Source organism: Oleiphilus sp. HI0117 (assembly GCF_001635235.1).
In genome coordinates, this window is the sequence record NZ_LWGA01000629.1 from 1 (window position 1) to 14512 (window position 14512).

Annotated in this window: 12 protein-coding genes; 6 read left to right on the forward strand and 6 right to left on the reverse strand. The window is 43.9% G+C overall.

The features are described from left to right. Window positions 1-734: hypothetical protein (locus A3757_RS07380; protein ID WP_156506244.1), on the reverse strand; the 734-nt coding region annotated here is incomplete at its 3' end. 366 nt (window positions 735-1100) lie between these two features. On the opposite strand from A3757_RS07380, the gene A3757_RS07385 reads away from it, so the two are divergent. Then, entirely contained in the window at window positions 1101-1445 is a 345-nt protein-coding gene (locus A3757_RS07385; protein WP_082865419.1) for a molybdopterin-dependent oxidoreductase, read from the forward strand. Then, window positions 1442-3634: an ATP-binding protein gene (locus tag A3757_RS07390; RefSeq protein ID WP_068554597.1), complete on the forward strand. Its 2193-nt coding sequence runs from the start codon at window positions 1442-1444 to the stop codon at window positions 3632-3634. Before A3757_RS07385 ends, A3757_RS07390 begins: the two co-directional genes overlap by 4 nt. A 172-nt stretch (window positions 3635-3806) precedes the next feature. Here A3757_RS07390 and A3757_RS07395 read toward each other — a convergent pair whose 3' ends face one another. After that, window positions 3807-6086, reverse strand: a complete 2280-nt coding sequence (locus A3757_RS07395; RefSeq protein WP_068554595.1) for an EAL domain-containing protein — start codon at window positions 6084-6086, stop codon at window positions 3807-3809. A gap of 159 nt (window positions 6087-6245) precedes the next feature. On the opposite strand from A3757_RS07395, the gene A3757_RS07400 reads away from it, so the two are divergent. From A3757_RS07400 to A3757_RS07410, 3 genes are all read left to right on the forward strand, one after another. After that, entirely contained in the window at window positions 6246-6803 is a 558-nt protein-coding gene (locus tag A3757_RS07400) for a TlpA disulfide reductase family protein (protein WP_068554594.1), read from the forward strand. Between the two features lie 110 nt (window positions 6804-6913). Then, window positions 6914-7312 (forward strand): nuclear transport factor 2 family protein, encoded by a 399-nt coding sequence (locus A3757_RS07405; RefSeq protein ID WP_068513165.1) that lies wholly within the window; start codon window positions 6914-6916, stop codon window positions 7310-7312. Window positions 7313-7379: 67 nt separating this feature from the next. Continuing rightward, window positions 7380-8684: a TAXI family TRAP transporter solute-binding subunit gene (locus A3757_RS07410; protein WP_068553045.1), complete on the forward strand. Its 1305-nt coding sequence runs from the start codon at window positions 7380-7382 to the stop codon at window positions 8682-8684. Between the two features lie 4 nt (window positions 8685-8688). Here the strand turns inward: A3757_RS07410 and A3757_RS07415 are convergent, their stop codons facing one another. The 4 genes from A3757_RS07415 to A3757_RS07430 are packed head-to-tail and all read right to left on the reverse strand — an operon-like array spanning window position 8689 to window position 13368. Further along, window positions 8689-9405, reverse strand: a complete 717-nt coding sequence (locus A3757_RS07415) for a DUF2894 domain-containing protein (protein ID WP_068513173.1) — start codon at window positions 9403-9405, stop codon at window positions 8689-8691. 1 nt (window position 9406) lies between these two features. After that, complete coding sequence (locus A3757_RS07420; protein WP_068513175.1) at window positions 9407-10093, reverse strand: OmpA family protein; 687 nt, start codon at window positions 10091-10093, stop codon at window positions 9407-9409. Between the two features lie 14 nt (window positions 10094-10107). After that, complete coding sequence (locus A3757_RS07425) at window positions 10108-12480, reverse strand: DUF802 domain-containing protein (protein ID WP_068553044.1); 2373 nt, start codon at window positions 12478-12480, stop codon at window positions 10108-10110. Window positions 12481-12528: 48 nt separating this feature from the next. After that, window positions 12529-13368: a DUF3348 family protein gene (locus A3757_RS07430; protein WP_068739378.1), complete on the reverse strand. Its 840-nt coding sequence runs from the start codon at window positions 13366-13368 to the stop codon at window positions 12529-12531. A 667-nt stretch (window positions 13369-14035) separates the two neighbouring features. Here A3757_RS07430 and A3757_RS07435 point away from each other — a divergent pair. Then, entirely contained in the window at window positions 14036-14506 is a 471-nt protein-coding gene (locus tag A3757_RS07435; protein WP_068507378.1) for a GFA family protein, read from the forward strand. Window positions 14507-14512: the final 6 nt, after the last annotated feature.

Below are 14512 nucleotides of genomic sequence, written 5' to 3' on the forward strand. Positions count from 1 at the left end.
CTCATCGTAGCCAAAAACAACTCCTTACTTCTAGCTGCCGCCTGGGCTTCATTTGTAGCAACTTCTAGAGACTCCATCATCTTCTTATTTAGTCGAATCTCTTGACTTAATTCTTCTTGTTTACGCTTTTCAAGGCTAATCAAGCCATAGATACAGAATGCAACCGTACACAGAACGATTAAGGTAAAAATCAATTTGAGCCAAATCCAGTTTTCTGGAGAACTCAAAGAAGCAGGAAGTAAGTCAAGTTTAAGTAATGTGGCATTCAAGCTAATCAGAACAACCGACGCCAAGGCGATGTAAAAAGCACTTCTCGCACCAACTAACATAGCCGCCATTGCATAAGGTAAAACCCATAAGACGCTTGCAGGTCCCTCTAAAGACCTATTCATAAAATCTACATAGCAGACCAGAATTAAGCTAAGAGCGAGAAAGAATAAGGCCGCCCCTCGTAAGTGTTGCTTTTTCCACATAATCAACAAAGAAACGGGCTGCAGTGCGATCAGGAACATGGTTAGAACTCGCTCCCAAGGCAAGCTCTGTTCTACCATTAAAGTGAATGTCATACCAACAATTGAAAAGAAGCTCAGTATTAACACGAAAATAATGAGTGTTCTGGCTTGGAGAGCTTGCGATGAATCGGCGCGCACAGCTTCAGGAATGCAGGCATCAACAAAACGGTCAAACTTCCCCACAGGCGAGGTGGGTTGACTAACTTTACCCTCCTGGTTCATAGCCTCTTCCGAGGAATCCTGTTTATGTAGGGAATACTTCGCGTTCAATGCTGACGACTCTAAATGAAATGTGTTCACTAAAGGATAAGCGACAAATCATGTATTCGCCATATTTACAGAGAGAGTCAATAGGCAAAGCATTAGCTTCGATCTTTGCTATGCTTATACAAGTAAGAATCGCCTTGCCTTTAAACAAAGAGCGGAAGACAGATCCTATGAANAATCTACTATGCACACTCTTATTGCTACCTTGTTTTCTTCATGCCGAAAGCCTACTTCCCCCACCTTCAGGTGAGGTTATTCTCGAAGTCATTGGTGACTTAAAGCTTAGCAACACTTGATGGCGAAGCTCACTTTGACCGAGGGATGATTGAGGCACTACAAACGTCAAGCATTGTCACCGCCAATCATGTACTTTCCAAACCAACAAACTACAAAGGTCCAGTTCTAGGAGACCTACTTAATCAACTTGGCGCTAGAGGGGACAGTGTTTTTGTTACTGCGCTTGATGATTACACAGCCGAGTTAAAACGCAGCGAAATAGAAAAGTATGACGTACTACTAGCAACCCATGAAAATGGAAAAATGATGACCATCGATGACAGAGGACCGTTTTTTATTGTCTTCCCCTTTGATAAATATAAAGAGTTGAGAAGAGACCTCTATTACAACATGTCCGTCTGGCAAATAAAATCTATCGAAGTTGAATGAGCAAACAACACAAAACTCTATCAAGTCGAATAGCAACCCCGAAAACTTTAGTTGCCATCTTCGTTCTTCTCGCGCTGATTATTTTGGCGGGCGTAAGTTTTTCTATCAATTCAATTAAAGACATTAACAACGATGCAGTTGAACCTTATCTGGCGATAATTAATAACAATCTCGGGGTTAACCCCAAATTGCTAAAAATCATCTCCCTCATTCAGGACTACCAGGCCGAAACAAGTTCAAAAAACATTAAGAACCTGAAAAAAGGTTTTCGCATTATGCGCGGCAGTATACTCAACGACCTTGATAGCGAAAAAACAAAAACTTTACACCAAGAATTTGGCGACCTCGATAAACTCAGCAAAATCACCTCGACACTTAAAGGTTTTGGGGAGCCGATTGCACAACTCCATGAAGAGAATCATGCAACCAACCTTAAACTAGTCAAGTCGCTACGTAAAAAGCTCGGCCGTTTATATAACAAATGGAACGTTTATAGCCGTAAAGTGATTCAGGAAGTCGAGCATGCGCAAGCGAAAACATGGACAAGCTGGAGCCATCAACTCAAGTTGCAACTCTACTTTTTACTGGTCATCGCCATCACGAGTGTTATCGCCATCGCGCTAATGTATCAATTATATATCAGCCAAATACGCACTGGGCAGGCACTTGAGCGTCGAACGCAGGAACTTGATGAGGCCAAGACGATGGCTGAGCAAAGCACTAGAGCAAAATCGCGTTTTCTCGCCAATATGTCACATGAAATAAGAACACCACTAAACGGCATCATCGGTTTGAGCAAACTGACTTATAACCGTATTCAGGACAGCGAAGTCAAAAGTTACCTTGAGAATGTTGTCTTATCTGGCAGCTCATTACTTCAAATAATCAATGACGTCTTGGATTTCAGTAAGATAGAAGCCAACAAAATCACATTGGATCAGGCAGACTTTGTCCTTGAAGACATTATCAGACCTCTAGCCACATCGATGAATTTTGCAGCGAAAGCGAAGAATATTTCCTTCATCTTATTAACGCCGCCAAATCTGGCTATTCCACTTTGTGGCGACGCTACCAAAATCACGCAAATCATTACCAATTTATGCTCGAACGCAATCAAGTTCACTGAAACCGGCGGGGTCACCTTAAAAATTGATCTCACCGAGAATTACACGCAACCTTACTTAAAGATTCAAGTAAAAGACACAGGGATAGGGCTAAGTGAAGAACAACAAAAACTAATATTCAGAGAGTTTGTTCAGGCAGATGACTCGACTACCCGTAAATTTGGTGGAACAGGCTTGGGCCTGAGTATTTCACGTAGTTTCATTGAGTTAATGCTCGGAACTATTCGAGTTGATAGCTCTTTAGACAAAGGCTCGTGTTTTGATGTATCGATACCGCTTCGAAAGAGCAAAGATGAATCACAAGATGTTTTATCATTTACACACTTATCAGAAGAGGAAAAAAACCAGCTCAGCAATCTTAAGCTGAAAGTTGTTAGCCCTTGCACCTTCGAAACTGAAATAATATCAGCAGATCTCAGAAGTTCAGGCCTTAATATTAATGCTGAGCCAAGCAGTCATTTATTATTTTCATGTAACCAGGATATACCCGATTTAAGCACTCGCGTTAACGCGTTATTAGGAAAATACTCCTTGCCCACCATACTTCTTCTAAGTAGCGACCTAATCCCCCAGTTCGATGATCTGCCTAGCTCGGTTCACTTAATTGAAGCTCCCTACACTAGTGAAAAAGTACTCAATCACTTTCTAGATAAGCAAACGTCAATAGCCTCAGATGAAGAAACGCCTATAACACAAAGTTTAAAAGGCAAAAAAATATTAGTGGCAGAAGACAATAAAATTAACCAGCTAGTAGTAAACGAGACACTCCTCTTACTCGGCGCAGAAATCACGTTTGCCAACAATGGCCTAGAATGTATTCAATGCTTACGAGAAAGTCAGTACGACCTGATACTGATGGATATTCAGATGCCAGAAATGGATGGCTTAGAAGCTACACAAATTATTATCACAGACTCGCTTGCTCCGGACACCCCTATCGTTGCATTGACAGCGAATGTCTTTAAAGAAGATATTGACACTTATATTGCTGCAGGAATGAAGGCCCACCTGCCCAAACCCTTCGAGCCTGAAGCCTTATGCCAACTTATTGAAGAGCTCAGCTAAAATCAGCTCTAAGTATCATCAAATAACCGCGCTATGAACACTTTATTAAATTGCATACCCTTACTCCCAAAACCCTATCGCGGGTTAATGTTCGCTAATAGTACTAAACAGAGCTAAATCCTATGAGTGTACTTATACACTCATAGCCAAGGTAACGAGCAATAGCTAAGATCTACTCTCTTAAGAATGAAACCAGTTCATTTTTCGGCATAGGTTTAGCAAAATAGTAGCCCTGGAATACATCGCAGCCATTGGCTGCCAAAATATCAGCCTGTTCTTTAGTTTCTACACCTTCAGCGACGACGGGAATAGATAAACTCTTGCTTAAGTTGATAATACTTTTTGCCAGTAGCCAATCCTGCTCGTCAATCAAAATATCATTAACGAAGCTTCGATCGATTTTCAGTTCATTGATAGGTAATTTACTCAGTACACTTAGAGAAGAGTAGCCTGTACCAAAGTCATCCAAAGAAGTATACACGCCCAATAACGAGACCTGATTCAATACATCCTTTGCTTTGTCCAAATCTTCAATAAACAGGCTTTCTGTCACCTCAATCATCAAAGTAAGCGCTTCTCCGTCATACCTTTCAACAAGCTGTTTAATCATAGGGACAAAGTCTTCATTAAGCAGTTGCCTCACCGAAACGTTAACCGATACTCTCAGTTTAAACGGCGCGTGCTGACTCTGTTTACAAGCGTCAAGACATTCGTCCAAAGCCGTTTTTAGTACGAACTCACCCAGTTCATGAATCACGCCCGCTGCTTCTGCTACCGAAATAAACTGATCGGGCGGAACAAAACCCAAAACATCACTCTGCCAGCGAACCAAAGCTTCGACACCTAATACCTTCTGGGATTGTGAGTCGACCTGAGGCTGATAGACGACACACATTTCACCCTTTTCTAACGCATTAAGAAGTTCTTTCTCAATATCAGCAGCACGCTTGGTTTTCTCTTCCATTCCCACGGAATAAAAACAGATATCGCTCTGTTTTTGCTTCGCTTCGTACATGGCCATGTCTGCCTTTCGCTGCAGCTCATCCAGAACCTTGCCATCAAAGGGACTGATTGCAACCCCGATTGAAGCCTTGATGGAAAACTCTAAATGCTCCAACGAAACTGGGTTTCGTAGCACCTCCAGGTAAGCCTTACACAACTTGTTTAACTCACCTTTATCACGCATACCCGTCAAGATAATAAACTCATCGCCTCCTTGTCTGATACACATACAATCTTGGAAGTGTTCAGTAGTTCTGCTCGCCACTTCACAAAGAATCTGGTCACCAACAGAGTGACCATGTAAGTCATTACTCGACTTAAAGTTATTCAGGTCAATATAGAGTAGAGAGAAGCCCTGAGCATACTTATTTGCCCAGGATTCGAAGTTCTGTGTCAGAAAGCGCCGGTTAGGTAACTTGGTTAGCGGGTCATGTTCAATCTGGTGATGTAGTGACTGCTCCGTCTGTAAGTGGAGACGAATATTCAAACGGAAAATAATAAATAAGCCGATATTAAACAGAATAAAGGCACTAAGGACCCAAGACAGGGTGTACCAAAATTTATCATAGAGCAAGTCAAGTCTAGTGCTAACAATGGTAAAATGCTCAAACACAGGGTCATAGCTAATCGATGCAAAATTTAGCTCACCTCGTTTATTAGGCACAATCGCTGAAACAAGCTTGTCGCCTGCCCGAAGGGCTTTTATTCCCACACCTGCTTGAACCTTGAATAAGTTATCCACATATTCAACGAATTTACTCTCTACCGCCGAGCCATACCAATCCTGATATTCATTTTCATCAATATACGAGACATATTGACGATAGTAATCGCCACGAACGACTGTCAAAGCAAGGTGTTTTGGTAGATTTTCTCTAGACCATAAACCATGAGAAGCGCCTAGTTTAAAGCCTGCTACCACAACAGCTGCAACCTGTCCTTCGCTATCTAATACCCGAAGCCGGATAGGTATGACCCACGAATTCAATGCTTGGAAGTAATAGGTCCTTCCCATCACTAATTTCGATGATTCCAGGGTCTTGCGAAAGGTGTCTTTGGTTTCCGCTTTTGTCAACAAATTAGGAACCTGGCTTGGCATATGTTTGAAGGTAGAGACTATCAACTGACCGTTTACATCAACCAAGCCTAAACCTATCAACTCGGTATTCACTCGTAAAACCTGGTTCATACTTTTCTGAACCTGGGCTATTTCTCCCTCGCCAACAAGCTCCACAAAGCGTTCACCAAGTACTTTCAATAAATTTGAGTTTTTTTGAAGCAAGGATTCCATAGAATGAGAGACGAGGTTATTTGCATAACTTTGCTCAATACCTGCGTGATCCTTAATTTCCTGCCATTCAGCATATAAAAAAGATGCGGTTACGACGATAGAAAAGAATACGACAAATAGATAAGTTCGCCATAAGGCCTGGTTTTTATATTTTTTCATTCATTTAATATAGTACATTATTGAAAATACGTCATGCGACGCGTCATCAAGTACTCTCTAATCATTACATTCAATGGTTATAGTTAGCAAGGCAGGGAACTTTCTAGGCGCGCGGCGTTCAAATAAATGAATTCTTTTTATCAGTAGAGCTTTACATTTATGCCCACGCGCTCCAATAAGCCCGACCGTTTTCTTGGTTTATCTATTGCTTACTTCATCCTAATTTTTATAGGCTTAAACTCCTTTACCGAGCAGGTCTCTGCAGACTTAAAAGACGCAAAATATAACAAAGCCCCCCTCTTCTCTTTACCTGATATACATGAGAAGAGCACCGTCAATCTGAGTGACTATAAAGGCAAAGTGGTACTGGTAGATTTTTGGGCCTCATGGTGTGGTCCATGCCGTCAGTCGATGCCCGAATATAATCAACTTCGCAAGCGCCTGCACAGTAAACAAAACGGTCAAGACTTTGAAATTCTTGCTGTCAATGTTGACGTCACCACTGAAGAAGCGATGCGTTTTCTTGAACAGTACCCAGTGGATTTTCCGGTACTGGAAGAACGAAGTGGGAAATCCCAACAGGCTTACGAGCTACTCACCATGCCTACATCATTTTTGATAGATCGAGAAGGTTATATTCGCATTGCTCATCAGGGGTTTAACACGGGGTTTATTCGTTACCTCGAGAAAGAAGTCAACATGCTGCTTCAGGAGTAAACATTTAGTCTTTACCGTTTTCCGTTATTAGATTCGCATTAGTCCCATTTTCTTTGATACATTAGCGCTTCAGAACACCTTTTTGACTATCAATAATTACGGTAAAGATCATGGCTCCTAAAGTTATTCAGAACTGGCATACTGTTGTGAAAACACGAGATATCAATGCTCTAGACAATTTATTGGCTGATAACGCCACGATGTTTTCTCCGGTAGTTCATACTCCGCAAAGAGGCAAAGCCATTACAAAACTATACCTAATGGGCGCAATGCAAACGATTGCGAATGAACACTTCAAATATATTCAAGAAGTTTACAACGACCATTTTGCCGTGCTCGAATTCGAAACCCTTATTGACGGCAAAACCGTCAATGGTGTCGACATGATCACCTGGAACGAAGATGATCAAATAACTGAATTCAAAGTCATGCTGCGCCCTCTTCAGGGCATCAATGCCGTTCACAAGGCAATGGGTGAAGCGCTCGCAAAATTTCAACAAGGACAATAAACTCGTCATCACGGGGAAGCTCGCTGTGCAGTTTTCCTAATGACAAGCCAAATAGAGATTTATTGATATGAAAAGATCCTTGAAACTCCCAAGTCTTTCAAATGTATTAAGCTATGTGGTGGCTACATTAGCGATCATCGCGACGCTCTATGGCCTAGTGCTTGGCCTGCGCCTGGTTCCACCAGACCAGCTACGAATAGCAGCGGGAGTAGAAGGTAGTGCCTATTATCAAATAGCGCAACAATACCGAGAAATTTTAGCTGAGGATGGTCTTCAATTAGAGATAGTCGAAACCGCTGGTTCACGCGAAAATAGTAAACTGATTGATGCCACGAATAGCACGGTAGACATCGCCCTGATCCAAGGCGGCATTAAATCAAGCAACCCCAATATCAACGCATTGGCAGCCGTCTTTCCAGAGCCGCTCTTAGCCTTCGCCAGAGTTGAAGCCCAAGTCAACGGCAACCCGTTTTCATGGACAGGGAAACGCGTTGCACTGGGTGCACAAGGTAGCGGTACTCGAGCTGTAGTTGAGCAATTAGCAGAGATTAGCGCTGCGCCAGCCCTCAGTAATAATACAGCTCCCGAAGCATTCTTGGGCGGCAAAGCCGCTTCCGAAGCCCTACTCTCGGGCAATCTCGACCTGGCATTTTTTGTTGCGCCACTTAGCGCACCTTATCTTCAAGCCTTATATGATAACCCGGCGATCCAGTTATTGCCGCTTGATCATGGCCAAGCACTCGCAAGCCAGCTTCATGAAGCTCACTATATCAATTTATTGAGTGGCTCACTTCGATATCACCCGGCCTACCCCGAAGCTGCCGTGCCACTCATTACACTCGTGACAAAGCTAGTTGCACATGATGACCTACACCCCGCTTTAGTCAATCGTTTGGTCAGAGCAGCCAAGATAGTACATGCTAAACGTGTCTCACTCGTCATGTCTGAGCCTTTCCCGAACACAAGTTTATTAGATATGCCTGCAGATGTTTATGCCGCAAAACTACTAAGAGATGGCTTTAATCCGCTAGAGAAAACCCTGCCCTACTGGATAGTCGCTCAGATCAATCGTTTTGCGATCTTACTTCTACCAATAATTTTCCTACTACTACCCTTATTCAAAATACTTCCTGCACTGCTGGCTTGGAGAATGCAGTCTCGCGTTTATCGCTACTACGACCGCCTACACGAAATTGATCTACGTTTGGCTGAGAAAGGTACAAAGCCAATAAATGAGGAAGAGAGGCAAGTACTGGCTAATGAGCTTATTGATATAGAAGTCGGATTACGCTGCGAATCACTGCCTCTTAAATACCGGGAAAGTGCCTATACTGCTGTACAACACGTGCACTTGGTTCGAAGCAGGCTTTAAGGTTTTACTTTGCAGAGGCTTTGCTTGCACGAGACTTGTGAGTCGATAGCTCTGTAGTTTGCTCTAACCACAAAAGCGTGTCGTAGTAAGGAACCAAGCGATTAACATAAGCCGGAGAAATATCCTTCATGGCACCAATCGTACGAACCAAAAGGCGCTGAGGATTGAGAGGCCCTGCATTTTCCGGGTCTTCCTTGATCACTTGCCGAACCATATTTTCGGTGATCACCTTACCCAATTGCTCACGATAAAACTGTAGCGACTTTAGCTCTTTAGCGCGCTCTTGAAAGTCTTTCGCAGCATTGATCTTTATTTTCTTTTCACTACCTTGCGTAGCAGAAGGCTTGTCCTCAAGTCCTTCGTCAAAGCCCTCGTCAAACAACAGGGCATCCAAACCCAATGAGCTCTGATCTATTGCGCTTACATCAAAACTATTAATACGTTCTATCAAGCCTTTAAAAACTGAGTCTGATCTGCCGTCCTGCTCCTGGGGCGCCTCAGTTTTTTCAGCGTCCTCATGCTGCTTAACCAACAATGCTTGTAAGTCTGTCAGGCCTGATTCAATTCGTGGAAGCAAGCTTTCCTGAATATTGTCAGAACGCTGATCTGCTCTAGCCAGCAATGAAGAAAGGCGCTGAAAATGAAATGCAGCCACACCGCTCTGACAAGTATTTTCGAGCCGCGCCAAAGCTTCCTTTAGCTGGTCAAAGGTGGAATTCATCTTAATCTGTCACCAGAGCCGAGCCAAGTGGGGCTGTATCTTCTTCAGCACCTAGAGGCTTAGTCACTTGTCGCCCTTTGGGAACGGGTGCCATTTCTACACGCCGATTCTTCGAGCGACCATCACGGTCTACATTGGAAGCAACAGGTTGCTGATCTCCAAAGGCAGCAGCAAACACCCTTTCTTTGGGCATCCCCTCTTCTATCAAAGCTCGCGTCACGGTTAGAGCCCTCTGAGCAGAAAGCTCCCAGTTATCCTGATATCGATTGTTGCCTTTTTGAATGGGAAGATCATCTGTGAAACCACTCACCATCAGCAACTCGTCACGCTCTCCCAGGTAAACTTCAAGAGGAGCCACCAGAGTGCTTAAGAGCTCACGCCCTTCAGACTGTAACTGGTCTGAGTTCAGCGAAAACAAGACACTGCCGCTGATGCCAATTTTGCCATCACGCAATGTTACTCGCCCGGAAGAGAGAGGGTCTGCCAAAGCTTCTTCCAATGCCATTCTTCGCTGTTCTTCAGCCCTGCGCTTTTCAACTTCTTCGGCAAGCGACTTTGACAATTCTAACTGATAGCCCAATACCCAGATCAGCAACAGCACAAAAACGCCGACTAGCCCGGACATTAAATCGCCAAAAATCGCCCAAATAGGAGGGCTTTCAGCATTACTCTCATCTAACTCATGCATACCAACACCCCAGCTTAAGCAGACTCAGTGGATGACTGTTCATAAGCCTGTTTCATTGACAGTTCACGCAATTCTTCAAACAAAGCTTTCTGGGACAAAACACTATGATCAATTACTTCTCTAGCCTGGGAAACGTAATAACCAAGCTGCTCATTGCTGCGTTCACTCGACTGCTCCAGAGCTGATTCGATGCGCTGTAAACTCTCACCAAGCAGTTCATTCGATTCACTAAACTGCTGGCAGGCCTTACCAAAAGCATCACCCAAACTGGCAATATCGGTAGTGCTTGCCGCAGCTTCGACCACGATGTCTGAGAGTTTGTTAACTTCAGCATCGATATGCTGGTCAAAACGAGAGCTGATGTTGTCTAGCATGCTACTAGAGGTTTCGACTAATGAAGCAATCGCTTCTCTTTGCTGGCTGGATGACTCGGATAAGGAGCCTGACAAGCCATCAAGCTCAGCCATAATTCGCTGACGCTCTTCTAACAAGTGGTTGTCACGCTCCATGTTGTTACTGATTTCTTCACGTAACTTGGAGATTACCTCCGCAGCAACCTTTGGTGTTTCAGACGCGGTTTCAATCAGCTCTGTCATGGGTTTCTCAATCGTTTCTGACAATTGGGCAACTTGCTGCGATAAGCTTTGTTGTAGCTTATTCATCGTCTCGGCAGCAGCGTTTGCACGACCTGCCTCTTCATCTCGCAAGCTGCTCAATTCTTCACGCACACTCGCCGCTAAGCCATTCATTCGACTATCCAGTTCGTGCAACCAACGTGACTCATCTTCACGACGTGCGATCAGTAAGTTATTGGATTCAGCGAAAAGACCCGCTAGTTCAGCCAATAGCTTCTCTGACTTCTGCTTGGTTTGCTCATCCATTAGCTGCTGGCTGTCACTTAGCTTCTCAACCAGCTCAGCTTGCTGAGCCAACATTTTGTCAGCACGGTTCTGCCAATCAAGACTGATCCCCTCAGACATAGCCCCCAAACGATCTGTCATTTCCGTAAATTTATCAGCAACCTGACAACTTGTTTCAAGCTGAGCTTGTGTAAGCTGATTTAGCTTGTCAGCAACGTCTTGAGAGGCGCTGTGTAAAGAAGCAGAACTCTGCGTCTGCGTATCAATCATCGCCTGTTGCCAAACTGTCTGTCGAGCTTTTTCACTTTCGAGATTTTGGCTATCTCGCTGCGCCAAATTCTGGTTCAAGCTTTCTAACATTGTCTGCGTTTTAGCGTCAAAGAGCTCACTGTATTCACTCAAGGTTTGCTTAATCTGCTCGGCACTTTGTTGGTTTCTCAGCGCTTGCTCTTCTAGCGCTTTACGCCAGACACTTCCCACCTCGTCTGCCGTTTTCGAGAAGCGGCCATTCAGAAAATCCAAGTGTTCAGTAGCTTTCGTAGAAAACTGCTGATGACTTTTCGAAGTCTGATCACTGACCTTCTCCACCAACCGACTCATACTTTCTTCAAACACCGGGCGCATACTTTCACCTGCCAAACGACCGCTATCGGCAAGCCCTGCCTGAACGGTACTGACACTGCTGGAAATGGCTTCTGATACCGTCTCGGCCAAGTGTTGGTAACTCTGTTTCACCTCAGTATGAAAGCTATCTTGCTTCTGGTTTAGCTGCTCACCCAGGTTTGAGCCCATTTTCTCCAAATTCAACGCCATGGTTTGAAGCTGATCTGCCACTTGAGGTAAGGCAAGCGCTTGTGCTTGTAGGGCTTTATAAGTTTCTTGGCGGTTATGAACCAGAGAGAAGCCTTTAAACTCATGCGCGATACAGGCATCGAGCTCACGTGTCGCAATCACTCGTTCACGACGACTCAATGTCGACATCAAGCCCAACATAGCTGAAGCTGCCACACCGGCAACGGACGTACCGAAAGCCAAGCCCAAACCATTGATCGGCGCGGCCAAACCTGTGCGAATTGCCTCTAATTCTGTGGTTCCTTGTAGTGCCGTGACAGCACCCTGCAAGGTATCAACCATTCCGACAAAAGTACCTAACAAGCCGAGCATTACCAGTAAGCCGACTAAGTAGGGCGTCACGACAGGCGCAGGTAGACCAATGCGCTCACCTTCTATTCTAAGCTGAACAGCATTACGCAGCGAGGCGTGAAGCGACAGTAGCCATTTGTCAAACTGGTTTTCGTTATCCGACTCGGCTTGTACGGCAAATTTTGGAATATCTTTTAGCGCGACTGACAGTGTTTGTGTCGCCTTCTGAAATCGTAAGAGCTCAAGGGTGCCAATACTAAACACCACACCAATAACGACAGTAATCAGCAAGGCCAAGGTATCACTACCCAAGAATACCCAGCTCATACCGATGATAGCCAATGCGCCTAATAAAAATGCCAGCCCAAAAAGAAGCTTATTCATAAGCAACTAGTAACCTCTAATTTCATAATTGTGTCCATAGCGATGCACTCAGTTTGCCGATTGCACCGTTTCATTTAATGCTTCTATCAAGCCCAGCACGAGCTGCAAGCGCGCTTCCAGCTCTGCCATCAGCAAGCGCTTTAAAGCTGCTAGAAAGGCCTTAATATTCTCATCCAAGGCACACGTTTCAAACAGGTCGGCATTTTTACCGGCAGGCCTTTCAAAGCTCTCGCGAAAGTAAGTGGCGAGTAGCGTCGGTACGCATAAAAACTGTTTACGAGCAGCGACGCTTAACGCTTCGTCGAGAGCTTTATCGAGCACCACTAACTTCGCAAGCTCTGGTGAATGCTTCTCTAACACCTCACTAATATAAACTCTCAAGCCCTGCACTTTAGCCGACATATCAGACTGCTGAGCACGATAAAACTTACTGAAGGGTTCAGCAGCTTTGGCTAGCAACTTGTCATCGACTTGCCCTTCTCGCATAGCGCTAATAAACGCTTCATCCCATTCAGGCAGCTTTATTCTGCCGACACTTTTATCTGGGTCAAAGCCTGACTCGATAGATTGGCTAATGGCTTTTCTTACCCTGACAAAGGCCTGCTGGCTTTTTTCTAAAGCTTCCTGACCAGCCAATTCGTCCGAATCGTTCGACAGTAAACCGGCGTCGACTCGACGATCAATCATTCTGATCATGCCTTGCGCATCACTTAATTTTACCGAGCCCGAGAAGTCTATTTTTTTCGATAAGCGCTCGCTAAAATTTTCTGGATGAGTCTGTGGCTCGACTTGCAGCATCTCTGATAGAGAACGCACCAAACGCGAACTACCGGGCATAAATCGGGATGAATTCTGGCTCATAGCTGAAGGAAGGATCACGCTGCGCATCTGCGCTATTCAAAGCAAGGAAAGTTTCTTACTGTGCATCTAATATTTATATTCAAGAGGCGGCCATTATCGCCATTCTGGGGGATTATTCAAGATTTGATCACCACATATTGTGGTTCCCGGTGGAAATAAAAAAGGGGGAATGCTTTTTCGCATTCCCCCTTTTCACTCCTATTTATACTTCTTTAGCTAATATCAGTTTGCAAAATACATTTGCTCAAAGTAAGCCTCTAAGGCTTCATAACAAACAGCTTCTTCTTTTGCAGTTAATTCAAACAGTGTGTTACCAGCTGATTTCTTCATTCGGTATTCTCCGTTTAATCATCGTAATAACTTAAAAGTATTTGCTTCGTTGCAAGGCCTGAGCAGAAAACAAGGAGTCGAATCCGGTATATAATTGATTACTAAGGCTCGCTCTTTGAAATCGTTTCATTACGTACTTCCTTGTACAGTTATTACTAAAGCATTAGCCGTGCCAAGACAACAAATTAGTTTCATCCAATTGATTTTATTAACAATTTAAATTAAATGACATAATAATAACTCTCAACATCAGTAAGCTCATGCACCATAGCTTTGCGTATAAGTACTAACACGCACTATTATTGGGTTATAGTCCGAGATAGCGTTGCCCTTAACAATAACAAAAGCTAACAGGCTAAATTTTATGACATCACAGAGCTTCCATCAGTCCGCTAGCTGTTCATGCACCACATCGAAAATCACCGTCAGAGCCCAACCTTTTTCTCGCTTTAAATGCCATTGCACTATTTGCCAAGAGATCTATAACAAGCCTTATGCAGAATTTGTCGTAGTCAATGCAAAAAATGTTGAGCTAAACAAATCTGATCAACTATTGTTTGCAAAATATCGTCGTCCTCCTGCTCTAACTAGAGGTATATGCCAAAACTGCCAATCTCCATTAGTTGGCTTTTTGAGGCTTGCGCCTTTTTTAAAACTGGCCTTTATTCCCATTGACCGTTTTGAAGACCCTGGCGCACTACCAGCAGCTCAAGGGCATATTTTTTATCACAGCAGAAGTGAAGAAATAGACGACAATTTACCGAAGTTTAGCGGATACTGGAAAAGCGAACTGGCGGTGAGCCAATCTGTACTTAAGGGATTAATACAACATTAGGTTAAC